Source organism: Rhizobium sp. CFBP 13644, from assembly GCF_014842165.1.
Taxonomy (GTDB): Bacteria; Pseudomonadota; Alphaproteobacteria; order Rhizobiales; family Rhizobiaceae; genus Agrobacterium; species Agrobacterium tumefaciens_C.
In genome coordinates, this window is the sequence record NZ_JACYVF010000003.1 from 606,367 (window position 1) to 624,909 (window position 18,543).

Genomic DNA, 18,543 nt, shown 5'->3' on the forward strand with positions numbered 1-18,543 from the left:
TAAGCCTGGGAGCAAGCTCCTGACAGCTTGGGCAGATGCGCTGTTTATGCCGTGAGTGGCGCGAGATTAGCCTCGATCTCATGGCGGAAGTCCTCATAGCGGCTGGGCAGTTTCAGTGCCTCACCGAGGTGAGCCGTGTCTTCATCCCGATTGAATCCCGGTTCGTTGGTGGCGATCTCGAAGAGGATGCCGCCCGGAGTTCGGAAATAGATTGCCCAGAAGTAATCGCGGTCGATGACCGGGGTCACCTGATAACCGGTATCCATCAGCGCCTTGCGCACCTGGAGCTGCTTTTCCCTGTTATCAACGGCAAAGGCGATGTGATGAACAGAGCCAGCACCCTGCCGAGCAAATGGCTTCTTCCCAAGCGCGGCGAGATCGATCGTATTCGCCCCATTACCGCCGGGAATGATGAACCGGGTAACATTGCCTTCAGTCTCGGCCCGCTCATACCCCATAAAGCCTAGAAGCTCTTGGGTGGCGGCCGTTTCGTGGAGGTTGAAGCGCGCTCCGGAAAAGCCTCTGATAGCAACATCGTCGGGCACGCCCTCGCCGACCCAGGCCGCACGGTCGTCATTTGTCGTTTCGACCAGGGCGAACCCGTCACCATCAGGACCATTGAACCGCAAGCGGTTCGCTCCAAACACGGTGTCGGTAGAAAGCCCGCCAACACCTTGGGCAACAAAGCGATCCGCCCAGAAGGAAAGAGCACCTTTGGGAACGGCGAATTGCGTTTCACCAACTTCGCCAACACCCGGACGTTTGGGCATCATGTTCGGAAAGGGAAAATAGGTCATAACCGTGCCAGGCGTGCCGTTCTCATCACCATAATAGAGATGATAGACGCTTGGATCGTCAAAATTGACGGTTTTTTTCACTCGGCGAAGTCCGAGCGTATCGGTGAAAAACCTGTTATTTTGCCGCGCATCAGATGCCATGGAAGTGATGTGATGCAGCCCTTTAATATCCTTGATCATCGTCCTTGTCCTTCTGCATGATGACTGTCTGTTCCTGTGAACAAAGATCTACCCGGCTTGATCGCAACACGGAATTGCAATATTACTGTCGAATGAATTGCTCTTTTTGAAATAATCGAGATGAATGATTACAAGGTCCTGAAAACGTTTCTGCTGGCTGCCGAGAAGCGTAATTTTGCGCAGGTTGCTCGCGAGCTCAACATGACGGCTGCTGCCGTCACACGGGCAATTGCAGCCCTTGAGGACGACCTCGGCGTCCAGCTTTTCGTGCGAACGACCCGGCAGGTATCGCTCACAACGGATGGCGCGGTTTTTGCGGCACAGATTCAGCCAGCCGTCGAGGCCCTTGAAAGCGCCCGCAAGGATATCCGCAATGCCCACAAGGCTGATCAAGGCCGCCTGCGGATCAGCGCGCCGACCTGGTTCGGCAAAGCTGTGTTACAACCGATCCTGTCCGGTTTCAGAGAGCTTCACCCGAAAATCAGTTTCGAGATATCGCTGTCCGATGGGCTCGTGGATATCGTTGATGACGATTATGATCTGGCCATCCGTATCTCATCCCAACCGTCGGACAAGTTCACGATCTGGCGCAAGATCCGCGTTGTGCCGCGCATTCTGGTGGCAGCACCGGGAAGCCGGTTCGTCGATATGCAGCATCCGAGCGAACTGACGCCCGACGATTGCCTTGCCTATAGTGGTGAAAGCCGCCGGGAAAACTGGGTTCTGTCAGACGGCGGCGCAAGCATGACAATCCCTGCCGGGCGGGCATTCAGCGCCAATAGTGGTGAGGTTCTGGCCGATATGGCCGCCGATGGCGCCGGTGTCGCATTGCTGCCGGGCTTTCACATCTCGGAACATCTGAAGACCGGACGCCTGGTGCACATTCTACCGGGCTGGTCGCCACCAGATCTCTGGCTGACGCTCTATTATCCGCCATACCAGGCCCTGCCGCCCCGCATCGCCTCGTTCTCAAAATTCTTCGAAGAACAGGTGGCCTCGCATATGGTCATGCTGAACTGAGGCAGCCTGATCCAAGGATCAAGACAGCACTGGCGCATTCGAGAAAACCAGTTCCATTCGGTCAGCGAGAAACCGCGTCACAATGCTCTGCACCGGCCTGTCTTCCAGATCGACATCCACGGCCTGACTGACGAGGATGATGCTATCCGATGCGCAGTTTAGAAAATCCTCGTCCCGCGCAGAGGCACGCTCCGCGGTTAGTCGTGTTTCGCGTCGCCGGTAGTCGGCCAGCCCTTCACGCAGCAAAGCTTTGGTGATCGACCCTGTCTCTGCATAGGCCGCGATAATTCCCGGAAAACGGTCGGCTGAGAAAAACGAAGTCGAACGCGACATCGGCACTCCATCGACCACCGCCAGATGTTCGAGGCGATGCAGAGGCATGCCGACACTACAGTCCAGAAGCCGCGCCTGAACTGCATCCGCAGATACTCTTTGCGCGTTGATAAGTCGGCCCGATGGTTCCAGCGACTGGCGCATCATGTTCTCGGAAAAGCGCGCTCTGGCTCCAATCGGGTAGACGATCCGCTTCTGGACCGCGTTGACAAAAGTGCCGCGTCCGCGCTCGGCGCGCAGCAAACCCTCGCTCGAAAGTGCAGCGATCGCACGCCGCACCGTATGGCGGTTGACGCCATATTGCGCCGCAAGTTCGGTTTCCGGAGGCAGTTGATCGTTGATTGCCCCTTCGCCGATGGCGCTGCGTAACCCGTCTGCAACCCTTCGCCAGCGCGAAATGCCATCATCTGTTCCGTTCATCGCAATATCTTCCAGCTGTCATTCGACCGTCATCGTTCTCAGTATATAAAGTCAACAAGACTAGTTGTCTACACAAATAGACAAATACGGAGCGACAATGATCAGCGATAATAATGTCGATATCTTCTCCAGAAAGAACGCGCTGGGCATCCTGGCCGCGGCATCGGCAGACATTCTTGCCGAACAGTATGAGGCGCTGGAGCCGACGCTGCCGGCTGCAGTTCCAGTTCGCGGCCCGGAAATCGGTGCTGTCATGATCCGCGGCAAGGTTGGTGGCGGCGGCGCTGCTTTCAACCTCGGCGAGGCCAGCGTGACCCGTGCAACGGTCAAGCTTGCAAGCGGAGAGATCGGGCATTCGATCATCCTTGGCAGGGACAAGCGCAAAGCTCGAATCGTCGCTCATCTGGATGCGTTGCGGCAGATACCGGATTGGGTTGGGCAGATCGACAGCAAGATCGTCCGCCCCGCCCTCGAGGCGATGAACGCTGAAAAGTTGCGCCGCGCTGAAGAAACCGAGGCCACCAGAGTCGACTTCTTCACCGTCGCACGAGGAGAAGATTGATGCAGAATGCAGTTTTCGACGGCGGCTTTGCCGATCCGGTGTTTGCCTCACAGGATATTTTCCGCGCCGTGATGGATGCCATGTCTTGTCCGGGCACGATGGTCGATCTCGGCTTACGTGCTACTGGACCTTACCCGCTGAATTCTGCCGCATCGGCAATTCTCTTGACGCTTGCCGATTATGATACGCCCGTCTGGTTCGAGGCCTCGAGTGATGTGCGGGAAGCTGCAGCCTGGCTGACTTTTCAGACCGGCGCGGTGATTGCTCCGGACGCCGGAAAAGCCAGTTTCGTCGTCCTGTCGGAAATGAGCGACACGACGCGGTGGCAGGCTTTTGCCCGTGGAACGATGGCTTATCCCGACCGCTCTGCAACGTTGCTGCTACCCGTGCAATCTCTTATCGGCGGGGCAACTCTCCAACTCTCCGGCCCCGGCATCGAAACCATCTGCGAAATCGCACCGAGTGGTTTGCCGGAAGGGTTCACCGAGGTGATGAAGACCAATGCAGCGTCATATCCGCTCGGCTTCGACGTCATTCTTGTCTGCGATGCAGAGGCAATCGCCTTGCCGCGCACGACGCGCATCCGGGAGGCTTGAGACATGTATGTAGCCGTAAAGGGCGGCGAAGCCGCAATCGACAAGGCTCACAAGCTACTGGCCGACCGCCGCCGCGGAGAACGCGACATCCCGGCCCTGACCCTCGAGCAGATACACGGACAGTTGTCGCTCGCCGTCGACCGGGTGATGGCCGAAGGCTCTCTCTATGATCCTGAGCTTGCCGCCATGGCCGTGCGCCAATCGCGTGGTGATCTGATTGAGGCGATCTTCCTCCTGCGCGCCTATCGTACAACTCTGCCCCGTTTTGGCTATTCCAAACCACTCGATACCGGCGCAATGCAGATCGAACGGCGTGTGTCTGCAACCTACAAGGATGTTCCCGGAGGCCAGTTGCTCGGCCCCACCTTCGACTACACACACCGCCTGATCGATCCGGCCATGGCGGGCGACGAACCGGTGGAACGGCCTGCCAGACGACCGCTCGATAGTGACTTTGCCTATCCCCGCGTCACCGACATCCTCAATGACGAAGGCCTGATCGAACCAGATGTACCCTCGGATAAAGAGCCAGCCGACCTGACCCGCGATCCGACCGCGTTTCCAGTCAGTCGCGATCTGCGCCTGCAGGCGCTGGCGCGCGGCGACGAAGGTTTCCTACTGTCGCTCGGTTATTCGACGCAGCGTGGCTATGGCCGAACCCATCCTTTTGTTGGCGAAGTGCGCATCGGGCTGGTGGAGATCGAGATCGATATTCCAGAGCTTGGCTTCGCGGTCGCGATTGGTTCGATCCGCGTCACGGAATGCCAGATGGTCTCCCAATTCAAGGGATCGGCTCAGGATGGCCAGCGATTTACTCGAGGCTACGGTCTTGTCTTCGGCCAGTCTGAGCGAAAAGCAATGGCGATGAGCCTGGTGGACCGCGCCCTTCGCGCTGACGAGTTCGATGAACAGCGCGTGGCACCTGCGCAGGACGAGGAATTCGTCCTCGCCCATTGCGATAATGTCGAAGCAACGGGCTTCGTGGAGCATTTGAAGCTCCCGCACTACGTGGATTTCCAGGCGGAACTCGGCCTACTGCGCATGTTGCGGCAGGAAAGCAGTGACGCATCGCATAAGGAGGCGGCGGAATGAGCCTTCCCGCTTACAATTTCGCTTATCTCGACGAACAGACCAAGCGGATGATCCGCCGTGCGATTTTGAAAGCAATCGCCATTCCCGGTTATCAGGTACCTTTCGCCTCGCGCGAAATGCCGATGCCCTATGGCTGGGGAACCGGCGGCGTTCAAGTCACTGCCGCCATTCTGGGGCCTGACGACGTGCTGAAAGTCATCGACCAGGGTGCCGACGACACCACCAACGCGGTCTCCATTCGCGCATTCTTCGCCAAGACCGCAAATGTTGCGACCACGACAAAGACGACCGAGGCAAGCGTCATCCAGACCCGCCACCGCATCCCGGAAACGCCTCTCAAGGCAGGCCAGATCCTTGTCTATCAGGTGCCTATTCCTGAGCCGCTGCGGTTTCTCGAACCACGTGAGACCGAAACCCGCATCATGCATGGGTTGGAGGAATACGGCCTGATCCAGGTTAAGCTTTACGAGGACATCGCCCAGCATGGCCATATCGCAACGACCTATGCCTACCCGGTCAAGGTCGAAGGCCGTTATGTGATGGACCCCTCGCCTATCCCGAAATTCGACAATCCGAAAATGCACAATTCCCCGGCATTGCAGCTGTTCGGTGCAGGCCGTGAAAAACGCATCTACGCTTTGCCGCCATTCACCAAGGTCGTTAGCCTGGATTTTGAAGATCATCCATTTGCCGTGCAGACACTCACGTCGACCTGTGCGCTTTGCAATGCCAGAGATGTGTACCTCGATGAAGTGGTCACGGACGACCGCGGTGGTCGTATGTTCGTCTGCTCCGATACCGATCATTGCGAGACACGGCAGACCGAAGGTCATCACGGACCCGGATTGCCGCAGTCATTGACAGGAGATCAGCCATGACCGGCCCCATCCTTTCCGTCCGCGACCTCGAACGGCGCTATGGCGGCTTCATCGGCTGCACGGATATCTCGTTTGACATCTGGCCCGGCGAAGTCGTTGCCATCGTTGGCGAATCCGGTTCCGGGAAAACCACGCTCCTGAATTGTATCTCCGCTCGTCTCGACCGATCGTCCGGAAGCGTACGATATCGCATGCGGGACGGAGAGTTCCCTGACCTCGCCGATCTCTCCGAAGCAGAACGCCGGTTCCTGATGCGCACCGACTGGGGCTTCGTGCACCAGAATCCAGCTGATGGATTGCGGATGCGGGTTTCCGCCGGCGCCAATGTCGGCGAAAGGCTGATGGCAGTCGGCGAACGGCACTACGGCGATATTCGCCGCACCGCTGGCGAATGGCTGTCCCGCGTCGAGATCGCCACCGACCGTATCGACGACCAGCCAGTAGAGTTTTCCGGCGGCATGCGTCAGCGGCTCCAGATTGCCCGCAATCTGGTCACACATCCCCGGCTGATCTTCATGGACGAGCCAACCGGCGGCCTGGATGTCTCGGTTCAGGCCCGCGTACTCGATCTTTTGCGGGGCTTGGTCAACGACCTCGATCTGTCCGTCGTGCTTGTTACCCATGATCTGGCTGTCGCCCGTCTGCTGTCGCAACGGATGATCGTCATGAAGCGTGGCCGGATTGTGGAACAGGGACTGACCGACAGGGTGCTGGACGATCCGCAGCATGCCTACACCCAGCTACTTGTCGCTTCGATCCCGGAGAGCTGAGATGACACTTTACGCCCCGCCCACAACCCTTGACGATACCGTGCTGCTTTCAGTGCGGGACGTCGCCAAATCCTTCACCATGCACTTGCGCGACGGTCTCATCCTGCCGGTCGTCAGGAATGTGAGTTTCGATCTGAACCGCGGCGAATGCGTCGTCCTCGGCGGTCCGTCAGGGGTCGGAAAATCTTCGATCCTGCGCATGGTCTACGGCAACTACGCCATCGACCAGGGCCAGATATTGGTCCGGGACGGCTCGTCTCTGGCAGTACAGGATCTCGGCAGCGGCGATCCGAGACTGGTGTTGGAATTGCGCAAACACAGCATAGGCTATGTCAGCCAGTTCCTGCGTGCTGTTCCTCGTGTTTCAGCTTTGGAAGTCGTCGCGGAACCGCTGACGTCTCGCGGTGTGGCGCGTGACGACGCGCTTGAAACAGCCGGGGCATTGCTCTCACGGCTGAACTTGCCGGAAACCCTGTTCGGCTTGCCGCCCGCCACCTTTTCGGGCGGCGAGAAGCAGCGCGTCAACATCGCCCGTGGGTTTATAACCGATCATCCGATCCTGCTTCTCGATGAACCGACAGCGTCGCTGGATGCGGAAAACCGGGACGTGGTCGTGGCAATGATCGCGGAAAAGCGTGCCAAGGGCACAGCGATCCTTGGGATATTCCACGACCAGCCCGTTCGTGACGCCGTCGCGACACGGATTCTGGATGTTTCTGCATTCTCCGCCCGAAAGGTCGCAGCATGACCAAGCTCTCAATCCAGCCATTGATCCATCCCACGGCTGAGGTCAGTGACTCCACTCTCGGTATCTACACCGAGATCGCCGAATTATGCCGCATCTCCGAGACCGATATTGGCGACTATTCCTACATCGAACGTGGCGGCCAGGTGTGGTGCGCGACAATCGGCAAGTTCGTCAACATTGCCGCTTGCGTGCGCATCAATGCCACCAACCATCCGATGGATCGCGCCAGCCTTCACCACTTTACCTATCGAGCCGGAGACTACTGGCCGGGTGCCGGTGACGAGACGGGCTTCTTCGCGCAACGTCGGGCAAAGCGTGTGTTCATCGGTCACGATGTCTGGCTTGGCCACGGCGTGACACTTCTTCCCGGTATCACAATTGGCAATGGGGCCGTTGTTGGCGCAGGCGCCGTGGTGTCTCGTGATGTCGCACCCTACACCGTCGTCGGCGGTGTCCCGGCCAGGCTGATCAGAGCCAGATTTGCTGATGGTGTAGGTGAGCGCATGGACCACCTTGCATGGTGGGATTGGCCACATGACCAGTTGTTCGAAGCGCTTGAAGACTTCCGCAGACTCTCCGCTGAAGATTTTCTTTCCCGTTACGGCGGTTGACGCAAAAACTTCATCAAAGCGTCACTGCACGATCATCGAAAGCCATCCAATCTCTTCGAACCGACCGAGCCATGGAGACGAGCAATGACTGCGATTACGGTTTCCAATCTTTCTAAAAATTACGGCGCCACACGTGCGCTTGCGGGCGTCAGCCTGACACTGGAACGCGGCGAAATGGTCGCGCTGATTGGCGCGTCCGGTTCCGGCAAGAGCACGCTGATCCGGCATCTTGCGGGTCTCGAAACGGCCGACGGTCAGGGCGGACAGATCGACATTCTTGGCACGGTATCGCAAAAGGCTGGCCGCATGACCGGTCGGGTCAAGCGTGGCGCAGTGTCGGTGATCTTCCAGCAGTTCAACCTTGTTGGCCGGTTGTCGGTGCTGACCAATGTGCTGGTCGGCCATCTCGGCCATGTTCCACGTTGGCGCGGAACGCTTGGTCTGTTTAACCGCGCCGAAAAGGACAGGGCGCGTGCGGCCCTTGCCCGCGTCGGCATTCCGCAGGTCGCTGCGCAGCGCTCATCGACCCTTTCCGGTGGCCAGCAGCAGCGCGCGGCAATCGCACGAACGCTGGTCCAGGGAGCAAAGATCCTGATTGCCGATGAGCCGATTTCGGCGCTCGATCCTTCCTCCGCACGACGCGTCATGGACGTTCTTGCCGATATCAACACGCAGGACGACATCACCATTCTCGTGTCACTGCATCAGGTCGAATACGCCCGGCGCTACTGCAAGCGGACAATCGCAATGCGCGACGGCGAGATTGTCTTCGATGGCCCATCGACGGCCCTTTCCAATGCTTTCCTTGCCGAACTCTATGGGTCGGCCTCGGAAGAACTCGTCCTGCCGGATGCCCCGGCGGAGCAATCGACACCGGTGGTGGCCACCGGGTCAGTCAAACGTCAGCCGGTCCTAACGACTGCCTGATCAACACAGCACCGGAGACCAAACATGAACGCGATACTGAAAAGCATGGCGGCGATGTCTGTCGCCTTTACGATGACCTCCGCGGCCTATGCGCAGGAAAGCACGATCAACTTCGGCATCATTTCCACCGAATCCCAGCAGAACCTCAAGACAAACTGGGATCCACTTCTTGCCGACATGAAGAAGAAGACCGGCCTTAATGTGAAGGCATTCTTTGCTTCGGACTATGCTGGCATCATCGAAGGCATGCGCTTCGACAAGGTTCAGATCGCCTGGTACGGCAACAAGTCTGCAATGGAAGCCGTCGACCGCGCCGATGGCGAGATTTTCGTACAGAGCGTTCCTGCAAGTGGTGAGCCGGGTTACTGGTCGGTTGTTATCGTGCCAACGGACAGCCCGCTGAAGAACATCGATGACCTGCTGAAATGCGACAAGTCGATCAACTTCGGTCTTGGCGACCCCAATTCAACCTCTGGCTACCTTGTTCCGATGACGTTCGTATTTAGCGCGAAGGGCATAGATCCAAAGACGTGCTTCAAGAACGTCACCAATGCCAACCATGAAACCAATGCCATGGCTGTTGCCAACAAGCAGGTCGACGCTGCTGCCAACAACACCGAGAACATGGCGCTGATCAAGCAGAACAAGCCTGATGCTTTCGCAAAAATCCGCGAAATCTGGCGCTCGCCTCTGATCCCATCTGACCCGATTGTATGGCGCAAGAATCTTCCGGATGCTTCCAAGACAAAGATCCGCGACTTCTTCATGACCTACGGCACAGACAAATCGACGGGCGATGTCGCTGCAGAAAAGAAGATTCTCGCAGGACTGAAGTGGGGACCGTTCCGTGCCTCGAGCGACAAGCAGCTTCTGCCGGTCCGCGTCATGGAACTCTCGAAGTCGATCTCGCAGGTTGAGGCCGATGCCACCCTTTCCGCTGAAGCCAAGGCCACCAAAATCAAGGCCTTGACCGAGCAGAAGACCAAGTTCGAAGCCGAACTCGCATTGGCTTCCAAGAGCTGATTGCACCTGTCATCGACGGGCGGATCTTGTATCCGCCCCTTTTCCGAAACTTGGACCGTAACCATGAGCGAAACAATCCTTTCGGCGAATACCCCCGCCAAACCAGCCACGTCCTATGCGAAGCGGCAGGGCGGAATGCGGAACGGGTTACTGACGCTTGGTATCCTGGCGGCGCTGGCTTTCAGCTGGGGACCCGCAGAGATGAGCCGCTGGACTTACCTGTTTACTGACAGCGGCAACATGGCGGACTACGCCAAGGATTTTCTCAGGCCAGATTTCAAGACCTGGCAATATTATCTCGAGGAAATGCTCGTCACCGTCCAGATCGCGCTTTGGGGTACGTTCCTCTCGGTCATCCTGTCTGTCCCGCTTGGCATTCTCTCAGCGCATAACATGGCGCCATGGTGGGTCAATCAGCCCGTCCGCCGACTGATGGACATGTTCCGCGCCATCCATGAAGTCGTGTTCGCCGTCCTGTTCGTTGTCGCTGTCGGTCTTGGACCGTTTGCAGGCGTAATGGCCCTGTTCATCCACACAACTGGCATTCTCGCCAAACTATTTTCCGAAGCGGTGGAGGCGATTGACCCACGTCCAGTCGAGGCTATCCGCACGACGGGCGCATCCCGCATTCAGCAGGTCATCTTTGGCGTCATTCCACAGGTCCTGCCGCTATGGATTTCGTTTTCATTGTATCGGCTTGAATCCAATATTCGATCAGCCACCGTCCTCGGCCTCATCGGCGCCGGTGGCATCGGCCAGATCCTGTTCGAAACGATCCGTGGTTTCTATTACCCGCAGGCCTCGGCAATCATCATTATCATCGTGCTGACGGTGACTGTGATGGATCTCATTTCGCAGCAACTCCGCAAGCTCGTTATCTGACCCTGTTGGCCAAGACGAATCCCTTCCAAAACAAGAATGATCCCACCAATGACATCTGAACTCATCTTCACAAACGGCTCCATCATTCTTCATGACGAGATCGTACAGGGCACGCTTGTTGTCCGTGATGGCAAGATTGCAGACATCGCCACCGGCTCCTCGGTTTCCGGCATCGATCTTGGCGGCGACACCATCATGCCTGGTTGCGTGGAACTTCATACCGACCATCTTGAAACCCATTTCCAACCACGCCCGAAAGTGCGGTGGAACATGGATGCGGCACTTCAGGCTCATGACGGGCAGATCGCCACATCCGGCATCACCACCGTTTTCGATGCGCTGCGCGTCGGAATGGATGGCGATACTGAACTTGGGGCACCCGAAATGTCAGCCATGGCGCAGACAATTTCCACTGCCACCGCTGCGAACAGGCTGCGTGCCGAACATTTCATCCACCTGCGCTGCGAAGTCTCAGTCCCAGATGTGGTCGAACATTTTGACGAGATGAGCAGAAACAACCGCATACGCCTCGCCTCTTTGATGGACCACGCACCCGGCCAGCGCCAATTTGTGAGCCTTGACGCGTATCGCATCTATTATCAGGGCAAGAAGAAGCTCTCTGACGAAGCCTTCAAAGCCTTTAGTGAAAGGCGAATTGCAGAATCCGAGGCCAATTCCGTAAAAAACCGGAAACTGATCGCAGATCGTTGCCACGCGGCCGGCATTTCTATCGCCTCGCATGACGACGCGACCGCCGAGCACGTTGCCGAGGGTATTGAACTCGGCATATCGATGGCAGAATTTCCAACCACGGTCATTGCTGCCGAACTTTCCCGTCAGGCTGGGCTTCAGATCCTGATGGGTGCCCCAAATGTTGTTCGCGGCGGCTCTCACTCCGGCAACGTCTCGGCCCTCGATCTTCTCAGCCATGGTGCGCTGGATATCCTCTCCTCTGATTACGTCCCGTTCAGCCTGGTTCAGGCGGCATTTCTGCTTGCAGAAAAGCAGATCATCGCCCTACCCCACGCCATCCGGCTCATCTCCGCCAACCCGGCCGATGCCGCAAAGCTACATGACCGTGGGCGGATAGAGATTGGACGCCGCGCCGATCTGGTCAGGGTGCGGACCACAACAGGCCTGCCGCCGTTCATCGCTGGTGTGTGGCGGGAAGGAATGCGTGTCGCCTGAAGGAAAAGCATCTTCATCGCCTTGACCATCCCGGAAACACAGCGCGCTTCAATTGATTGCCGTGCGAAGAAACTGCCGGCATCGGGTTTGGCAAAGATAACGTTTTCGCGATAGCAGAGAAAATATCTCGTGCTTAAAAGTAACCGTGCCTATGTAATCTGCTGAGGTTAGAAAAGGAGACGGAATGAGCGAGACGTATGGTCCCCACGCCCAAATGGCAACACTTGCAGAGCGAATGGCGGCTCATTTCCAAACGGATTCAAACCTTGAGCTAGGCCCGCACCTTTCTCATTACATGGAGGAGGTCGAGGTGAACATTGCCGCTCACAGTTTTGACCATGTTGGGTTCATGAGCAAGATTCACGAGCGGCTGGAAATAACACTGGCGGCAACGTCCAACCCCCGGCGGCACGAATTCTTGCAAGCCGTTATTGGAGCACTTGGAGGTCGGATAGACCGATATAAGATGGTGAGCACACGTTAGCATCGGAGCTCGCACCGAGGCGATTGGCCTTTGCGATTTGGCAGCAGGACCCAAACCGTTCGTGATCCCTTTGATCGCCGCCACTGTAGATGAGCAGCCTATGGCTGCAATCCAGCACAGCGCGCCGTGTTTTGGATATGCGCTTCCATTTCACTGCGGGCCAAAGCGCCATCATTTGCTCTCAGGGCGGCGATGATACGGCGGTGTTCTGCAATAGATTGGCGCATTCTTTCCGGATCAGTGATCGGGATTGGCTGGCGCTGGGTTTCGGTTACCTGATCCCGTACGGTCTGGTAAAGCGCTTTCATCATGGTGTTGGAGCAAGCAGAGACGATGGTGCCATGAAACTCCAGATCGGCATCGACATTGGCGAGCAGGTCTTGATTGGCCCAGCAATCCTCCATGGTCTTGGTTGCCTTTTCCATCTTTTCCAATTGCGTTTGTGAAAGACGTCCAGCGGAGAGACGCGCGATCTCACCCTCCAGCAGGATACGGGTCTGGAAAACATCGAACACGGAATAGCTTTCAGAATAACGCCATGGCGCCATGTGCCCCGCCTGTCCTGCGGTTCCATCAGCCTCAGCAACGAATGTCCCGCGTCCGGCTTCCGTTTTCAGCAGGCCTAAAGTTTCCAGGGTGAGCAGCGCTTCTCTCAGAGACGCCCGGCTAATGCCAAATTTTTGGGAGAACTCGCGCTGTGACGGGATCTTTTGCCCAGGTTTCAGTTGCCCGGCCTGTATCATGGCCTGGATTTCGCGGGCTACCGATTGTGGCACTAGCGTCTTGTTGAGCATTCGATCCCTGTTTCCCTAAAGCCACCTCGGCCTTTCGATATATTTTTCAAGACGCATCTTGCAAAGCATAAAAGCACATGCTTGTTTGGTCGGACTGGTCTGACCAGTTAGACCAACGTAGATTGGCTTAAAACATAAAACAAGGGGTTCTCCAATGCATCACGTTTCGCGCATCAAAAGCACACTTCTAGCCGGGCTGGTATCAGCGCTTGGCGTGTTCAACGTTCAGGCCGCCGATTTGACCGTCGGGGCCAATATCGGCAACGTTCCATGGGAATTCGAAGATGCCAGTGGCAAGGTCACCGGCTTCGAAGTCGATCTGGTCAACGAGATTGCCAAGCGCCTCGGCAAGTCGGTTGAGTTCGTCAACACACCGTTCAACGGCCTGTTTCCCGCGGTCCAGTCGGGCCGGATCAACATGGCCATTTCATCGATCACCATCACCGAAAAGCGCCTCGCATCCGTTACCTTCGCGCAGCCCTATTATGACAGCGACCAGTCTTTAACGGTCACAGCCGCCTCCGGCATCACGGGTCTCAAGGGGATGAGCGGCAAGGTCGTCGGCGTCGATACGGGATCGACCGGTGACATGTGGGCCGAAGCCAATAAGGCCGAATACAAGCTTGGCGAAATCCGCAAGTTCGAAGGCTTGCAGCCCGCCATGCTTGATCTCGTTGCAGGGCGTGTCGATGGCTATATTTCTGATATTCCTGCCCTCCTCTACTATGCCAAGGACAAGCCCGAGCTGAAAGTTGTCGAGCGCATTCCGACCGGCGAAAAGTACTCGATCATGTTCAACAAGGGCGATCCTTTAGCCACCGAAGTCAACAAGGTCATCACCACGCTGAAGGGCGAAGGCTTCATCGCCAAGCTGCATGAGACATGGTTTGGCGCAAAGGCCGAGGATACGACATCGACCGTCGCAGTTCTCGACATGCCGAAGGCCAAGTAAGGCTTGAACCGCATCTGGCGGGACCCATCGCGTCCCGCCAGATTTGAAAGGGAGCCTCCTTGGCATGAACCTCATCAATACCTTCTTCAATGTTCCCGTGTTTCTCAACAGCCTGCCGCAGCTGCTTTGGGGTCTGGTTGTCACAATCCAGATCGGCGTCACCAGCATCCTTTGCGGCCTTATCGGCGGTCTGTTTCTGGCGGTGGCACGGCTTTATGCTCCAGCGTTCTTCAAACTGCTGATCCGCATCTACATCGACATTTTCCGGTCGATCCCGCTGCTGGTGCTGTTGATTGTCGTTTACTATGCGCTGCCCTTTGTCGGCATCAGGCTGTCACCATTTCTGTCAGCGGTTACCGCATTGTCGCTTGTTTCTGCGGCCTATACGGCAGAAATCTTTCGCGCGGGCATCGAGGCGGTACCCCATGGGCAGTTCGAGGCATCCGCAGCCCTTGGCCTTTCCAACCGCAACACCATGGTCGATATCATTCTGCCGCAGGCTATCCGCATCGTCATACCACCGCTGACCAACAACTGCATCAACGTCATGAAGGACACAGCCCTTGCCTCGGTCGTTGCCATGCCGGACCTGTTGAAACAGGCAACGCAAGCGCAGGCACTCAATGCAAACCCAACCCCGCTGATCGGCGCTGCACTCATTTATATAGCGCTTCTCTGGCCGATGGTTGCCATCGTGGCACGTCTTGAAAAGCACTTCAGCCGGGGGAAACGTTGATGGAAAAACAGAGTGCCCCCCTCATTTCCATCCGCGGGCTGACGAAGGCCTATGGCACATTCACCGTGCTGCACGGCATTGATCTCGATGTGGCAGAGGGGGAAGTCGTCTGCGTCATCGGCCCCTCCGGTTCCGGCAAGTCGACGCTCATACGCTGCATCAACCATCTGGAAGCCTTTGCGCCTGAAAGCATGATCACGGTCGATGGTATTCGCGTCGCTCCAGGACCAGCGCTCGCCAAGGTGCGCGCAGAGGTCGGCATGGTTTTCCAATCCTTCAACCTCTTCCCGCATATGACTGTTCTGAGAAACGTCATGATTGCGCCCATGCGGGTACGCAAAACCAGTGAAGCCGAAGCAGAGCGCAAGGCACGTGAGCTCCTGGCCCGCGTCGGCATTTCAGAGCAGGCGGAGAAATTTCCCGGCCATCTCTCAGGTGGTCAGCAGCAACGCGTCGCCATTGCCCGTGCTCTTGCCATGGAGCCACGCGTCCTCCTGTTCGATGAGCCAACATCGGCGCTTGACCCGGAGATGGTGGGCGAGGTGCTGGATGTCATGCGCAAGCTGGCTGGCACAGGCGTCACCATGGTGATCGTGACCCACGAAATGGGTTTTGCCCGTCAGGTCGCCGACCGCGTCATTTTCATGGATGGCGGCAGGTTGGTGGAGGAAGCCACGCCGGCGGAGATTTTCGATAACCCACAAGAGGCGAGAACGCGCGGCTTCCTTCGCGCCGTCCTCAATCATTGAATAAAAAACATTCGGGAGACACCAGGAATGACCACCACTTCACCGCTTAACCTCGATTATGTGCGAAGCCAGTTTCCAGGGCTTTCACGCGGCTGGACCTTTTTCGACAATGCGGGCGGATCGCAAATTCTCAAGGGCGCGCTGGAGCGCATCAATACGTTTCTCATCGAAAAGAACGTTCAGATCGGCGGCTCTTATGAGGTCTCACAAAGTGCAGCCAGCGCGCTTTATGAGGCGCGCACAGCCGCCATGCATCTGGTCAATGCATCGAGACCAGAAGAGATCGTGTTTGGCAACTCAACCACCGCCTTGCTGCAAAATCTTGCCCGCGCCATGCAGAGCCAATTGTCAGCAGGCGACGAAATCATCGTCACCGTCAGCGACCACGAATCCAACATCGGACCCTGGGACCGGTTGCAGGACGCGGGCATAGTGCTGACATTCTGGCCACTGAACAAGGAAACCCTGACGCTTGATCTCGCTGACCTTCAGCACCTGATGAGCGAACGGACCAGGATGGTTTGCGTTACCCATGTCTCAAACATTCTTGGCTCTATCAATCCAATCCGCGAGATAGCCGATTTCGTGCATGCGCGCGGGGCAAAGATTTGCGTCGATGCCGTGGCCTATGCGCCCCACCGCGCCGTGGATGTGCAGGCCTTTGATGTCGATTATTATGTCTTCAGTCTCTACAAGACCTACGGTCCGCATTACGCGCTGATGTATGGCAAGTACGACCTGCTGCTCGAGCTTGATACGCTCTACCATTATTTCTACGGCAAGGACAAAGTGCCGGGCAAGCTGGAGCCGGGCAACCCCAATTATGAGCTAGCCTATTCCACCTGCGGTATCGTCGATTACCTGACTGCACTGGGTGAGCAGGCGGGCGAGACCGGCACGGTGCGACAAAAAATTGAAGCCGCGTTTGCAGCCATTACGGCACAGGAAAATCTACTGACCGAACGGCTGCTGAGCTATCTGCGCTCCCGCAACGATTGCCGGATCGTCGGCCAAATATCTAACCTTGGTGATACCCGTGTGCCCACCATTGCGTTCCGTATCGATGGTCGCGAGGCGGGTGAGCTTTGCAAGGCGATGGACGGCGAGCACATCGCCATGCGCTTTGGCGATTTTCATTCGAGACGGCTTGCCGAATATCTCGAACTTACCGACCATGGCGGTATGCTACGGGTGTCGATGGTGCATTACAACACGCTGGAAGAGGTTGATCGCTTTACGGCTGCACTCGACCATATTCTGGCAAGCGATGCGGGATTTGCGAAAGCAAGTTGAGCGGTGAAAAGCATAGGGAACATGGAATGATGCGTTTCGATACGGTAATCAGGCACGGAACCGTGGTGACGGCAAGCGACACCTTCGTCAGCGATGTCGGTATCAAGGATGGGCGGATTGCAGCGCTCGCCGCTGAGCTGACCGATGCCGACGAGGTGATCGATGCCACTGGTCTTTTCGTCCTGCCCGGCGGCATAGATAGCCATGTGCATCTTGACCAGCCGTCTGGCGACGGCATCGTCATGGCCGATGATTTCGACAGCGGCACCCGCTCGGCGGCCATCGGCGGAAACAGTACCGTTCTTGCCTTCTGTATGCAGGAAAAGGGGCAGTCTCTGCGCGAAGCGCTGAAGGTCTATCATGCAAAAGCTGATGGCAAATGCCATGTCGACGTGTCCTTCCACCTTGTCATTACAGATCCGACTGCAGAAGTGCTGGGACAGGAACTTCCAGCACTGGTGGAGGATGGCTACACTTCGCTGAAGGTTTTCATGACCTATGAAGGCTTGCGGCTTCGCGATGACGAGATTCTCGCGACGCTGGATACGGCTCGACGCACCGGCGCTCTGGTGATGGTCCACTGCGAAAACGAGGACGCTATTCGCTACTTGATCGGGCGTCACGAGGAAGACGGCAAGTTCGAGCCGAAATACCACGCCACGACACGTCCCATCGCCGCAGAACGGGAGGCAACGCACCGAGCACTGTCCCTTGCCGAAATCGTCGATGTGCCGATCGTCATCGTTCACGTCTCCAACCGCGAGGCCATGGAAGAAATCCGTCGGGCACGCCAGCGCGGCCAGAAAATTGTCGGAGAAACCTGCCCACAATATCTGATGCTGACGGCCGATGATCTCGATCAGGGCGAGATGGAAGGCGCAAAATATGTCTGCTCACCTCCCCCGCGCGACAAGGCCAGCCAGGACGCCTGCTGGGAAGGCATCGAACAGGGTGTGTTCGATCTGTTCTCATCCGATCACTGCCCGTTTCGTTTCGATGACCCGGAAGGAAAACTGAACGAGAAGGGCAAGCGCCATTTCCGCTGGATTCCGAATGGCATTCCCGGCGTTGCCACACGCCTGCCAATCCTGTTTTCCGAAGGCGTTATGAAAGGACGGATCGACCTCAACCAGTTCGTTGCGATCACCTCGACCAATCACGCCAAACTTTACGGCCTCTATCCACGCAAAGGCACCATCGCTGTCGGTGCAGATGCCGATATCGCATTGTGGGACCCGAACAAACGCGTCACCCTCACCAACGACATGCTGCACCATGGCGCAGATTATACTCCGTATGAAGGGCTCGATATCCGTGGCTGGCCGATACGCATGCTGTTGCGCGGCAAGACGATCGTGGATGACGGGAATTTTATTGGCCCGACCCCAAAGGGGAACTATCTGCCGCGGGAGCGATCATCGCTAACTCGCCAGCGTTCTCAAGCACTGATCTGAGTTCGAAAAAGCACGTGGTCCGAGGATCGCGAATTGCCCGGCATCAAGTCGATG

The 18,543-nt window shown here is 57.1% G+C and carries 21 protein-coding genes; 18 read left to right on the forward strand and 3 right to left on the reverse strand.

Annotated features, from left to right (window positions below; all coding sequences use genetic code 11):
* Positions 1-44: 44 nt before the first annotated feature.
* Positions 45-977 (reverse strand): VOC family protein, encoded by a 933-nt coding sequence (locus tag IFT53_RS12260; protein ID WP_192064927.1) that lies wholly within the window; start codon positions 975-977, stop codon positions 45-47.
* 120 nt (positions 978-1,097) lie between these two features.
* Here IFT53_RS12260 and IFT53_RS12265 point away from each other — a divergent pair, with 120 nt between their 5' ends.
* A complete protein-coding gene (locus IFT53_RS12265; protein ID WP_192064928.1) occupies positions 1,098-1,997 on the forward strand; it encodes a LysR family transcriptional regulator in 900 nt (299 codons plus the stop codon).
* 18 nt (positions 1,998-2,015) lie between these two features.
* Here IFT53_RS12265 and phnF read toward each other — a convergent pair whose 3' ends face one another.
* Positions 2,016-2,750: a phosphonate metabolism transcriptional regulator PhnF gene (gene phnF, locus IFT53_RS12270; RefSeq protein WP_192064929.1), complete on the reverse strand. Its 735-nt coding sequence runs from the start codon at positions 2,748-2,750 to the stop codon at positions 2,016-2,018.
* A 97-nt stretch (positions 2,751-2,847) separates the two neighbouring features.
* Here phnF and phnG point away from each other — a divergent pair, with 97 nt between their 5' ends.
* The 12 genes from phnG to IFT53_RS23600 all read left to right on the forward strand — a co-directional run bounded on the left by phnG (position 2,848) and on the right by IFT53_RS23600 (position 12,511).
* Complete coding sequence (gene phnG, locus IFT53_RS12275) at positions 2,848-3,312, forward strand: phosphonate C-P lyase system protein PhnG (RefSeq protein WP_192064930.1); 465 nt, start codon at positions 2,848-2,850, stop codon at positions 3,310-3,312.
* Positions 3,312-3,908, forward strand: coding sequence for a phosphonate C-P lyase system protein PhnH (phnH, locus tag IFT53_RS12280; RefSeq protein ID WP_192064931.1), 597 nt, complete (start codon positions 3,312-3,314; stop codon positions 3,906-3,908). Before phnG ends, phnH begins: the two co-directional genes overlap by 1 nt.
* Before the next feature lie 3 nt (positions 3,909-3,911).
* The gene (locus IFT53_RS12285) at positions 3,912-5,000 is read left to right on the forward strand and encodes a carbon-phosphorus lyase complex subunit PhnI (protein ID WP_192064932.1); all 1,089 of its coding nucleotides are present in this window, start codon (positions 3,912-3,914) and stop codon (positions 4,998-5,000) included.
* Positions 4,997-5,878 (forward strand): alpha-D-ribose 1-methylphosphonate 5-phosphate C-P-lyase PhnJ, encoded by an 882-nt coding sequence (locus IFT53_RS12290; RefSeq protein WP_192064933.1) that lies wholly within the window; start codon positions 4,997-4,999, stop codon positions 5,876-5,878. Before IFT53_RS12285 ends, IFT53_RS12290 begins: the two co-directional genes overlap by 4 nt.
* Complete coding sequence (gene phnK / locus IFT53_RS12295) at positions 5,875-6,648, forward strand: phosphonate C-P lyase system protein PhnK (protein ID WP_192064934.1); 774 nt, start codon at positions 5,875-5,877, stop codon at positions 6,646-6,648. Before IFT53_RS12290 ends, phnK begins: the two co-directional genes overlap by 4 nt.
* A 1-nt stretch (position 6,649) precedes the next feature.
* Positions 6,650-7,396, forward strand: coding sequence for a phosphonate C-P lyase system protein PhnL (gene phnL, locus IFT53_RS12300; RefSeq protein ID WP_192064935.1), 747 nt, complete (start codon positions 6,650-6,652; stop codon positions 7,394-7,396).
* The gene (locus tag IFT53_RS12305) at positions 7,393-8,007 is read left to right on the forward strand and encodes a DapH/DapD/GlmU-related protein (protein ID WP_192064936.1); all 615 of its coding nucleotides are present in this window, start codon (positions 7,393-7,395) and stop codon (positions 8,005-8,007) included. The genes phnL and IFT53_RS12305 overlap by 4 nt, the downstream gene beginning before the upstream one ends.
* A gap of 84 nt (positions 8,008-8,091) precedes the next feature.
* Positions 8,092-8,934 carry a phosphonate ABC transporter ATP-binding protein gene (phnC, locus tag IFT53_RS12310; RefSeq protein WP_192064937.1) on the forward strand — a complete coding sequence of 281 codons (843 nt, stop codon included), beginning with the start codon at positions 8,092-8,094 and terminating at the stop codon, positions 8,932-8,934.
* A gap of 24 nt (positions 8,935-8,958) precedes the next feature.
* Positions 8,959-9,957 carry a phosphonate ABC transporter substrate-binding protein gene (gene phnD, locus IFT53_RS12315; protein ID WP_192064938.1) on the forward strand — a complete coding sequence of 333 codons (999 nt, stop codon included), beginning with the start codon at positions 8,959-8,961 and terminating at the stop codon, positions 9,955-9,957.
* Positions 9,958-10,020: 63 nt separating this feature from the next.
* Positions 10,021-10,839, forward strand: coding sequence for a phosphonate ABC transporter, permease protein PhnE (phnE, locus tag IFT53_RS12320; RefSeq protein ID WP_192064939.1), 819 nt, complete (start codon positions 10,021-10,023; stop codon positions 10,837-10,839).
* A gap of 48 nt (positions 10,840-10,887) precedes the next feature.
* Complete coding sequence (locus IFT53_RS12325; RefSeq protein WP_192064940.1) at positions 10,888-12,027, forward strand: alpha-D-ribose 1-methylphosphonate 5-triphosphate diphosphatase; 1,140 nt, start codon at positions 10,888-10,890, stop codon at positions 12,025-12,027.
* Between the two features lie 184 nt (positions 12,028-12,211).
* A complete protein-coding gene (locus tag IFT53_RS23600; RefSeq protein WP_192064941.1) occupies positions 12,212-12,511 on the forward strand; it encodes a hypothetical protein in 300 nt (99 codons plus the stop codon).
* 98 nt (positions 12,512-12,609) lie between these two features.
* On the opposite strand, the gene IFT53_RS12330 is transcribed toward IFT53_RS23600, so the two are convergent.
* On the reverse strand, positions 12,610-13,305 hold the full coding sequence (locus IFT53_RS12330) for a FadR/GntR family transcriptional regulator (RefSeq protein WP_192064942.1): 696 nt from the start codon (positions 13,303-13,305) through the stop codon (positions 12,610-12,612).
* A 154-nt stretch (positions 13,306-13,459) separates the two neighbouring features.
* Here IFT53_RS12330 and IFT53_RS12335 point away from each other — a divergent pair, with 154 nt between their 5' ends.
* The 5 genes from IFT53_RS12335 to hydA all read left to right on the forward strand — a co-directional run bounded on the left by IFT53_RS12335 (position 13,460) and on the right by hydA (position 18,489).
* Positions 13,460-14,257 (forward strand): ABC transporter substrate-binding protein, encoded by a 798-nt coding sequence (locus IFT53_RS12335; RefSeq protein ID WP_192064943.1) that lies wholly within the window; start codon positions 13,460-13,462, stop codon positions 14,255-14,257.
* A 64-nt stretch (positions 14,258-14,321) separates the two neighbouring features.
* The gene (locus tag IFT53_RS12340; RefSeq protein ID WP_192064944.1) at positions 14,322-14,993 is read left to right on the forward strand and encodes an amino acid ABC transporter permease; all 672 of its coding nucleotides are present in this window, start codon (positions 14,322-14,324) and stop codon (positions 14,991-14,993) included.
* Positions 14,993-15,742: an amino acid ABC transporter ATP-binding protein gene (locus IFT53_RS12345; RefSeq protein ID WP_192064945.1), complete on the forward strand. Its 750-nt coding sequence runs from the start codon at positions 14,993-14,995 to the stop codon at positions 15,740-15,742. Before IFT53_RS12340 ends, IFT53_RS12345 begins: the two co-directional genes overlap by 1 nt.
* Before the next feature lie 27 nt (positions 15,743-15,769).
* Entirely contained in the window at positions 15,770-17,035 is a 1,266-nt protein-coding gene (locus tag IFT53_RS12350; protein ID WP_192064946.1) for a cysteine desulfurase-like protein, read from the forward strand.
* A gap of 29 nt (positions 17,036-17,064) precedes the next feature.
* Positions 17,065-18,489, forward strand: a complete 1,425-nt coding sequence (gene hydA / locus IFT53_RS12355) for a dihydropyrimidinase (RefSeq protein WP_192065030.1) — start codon at positions 17,065-17,067, stop codon at positions 18,487-18,489.
* Positions 18,490-18,543: the final 54 nt, after the last annotated feature.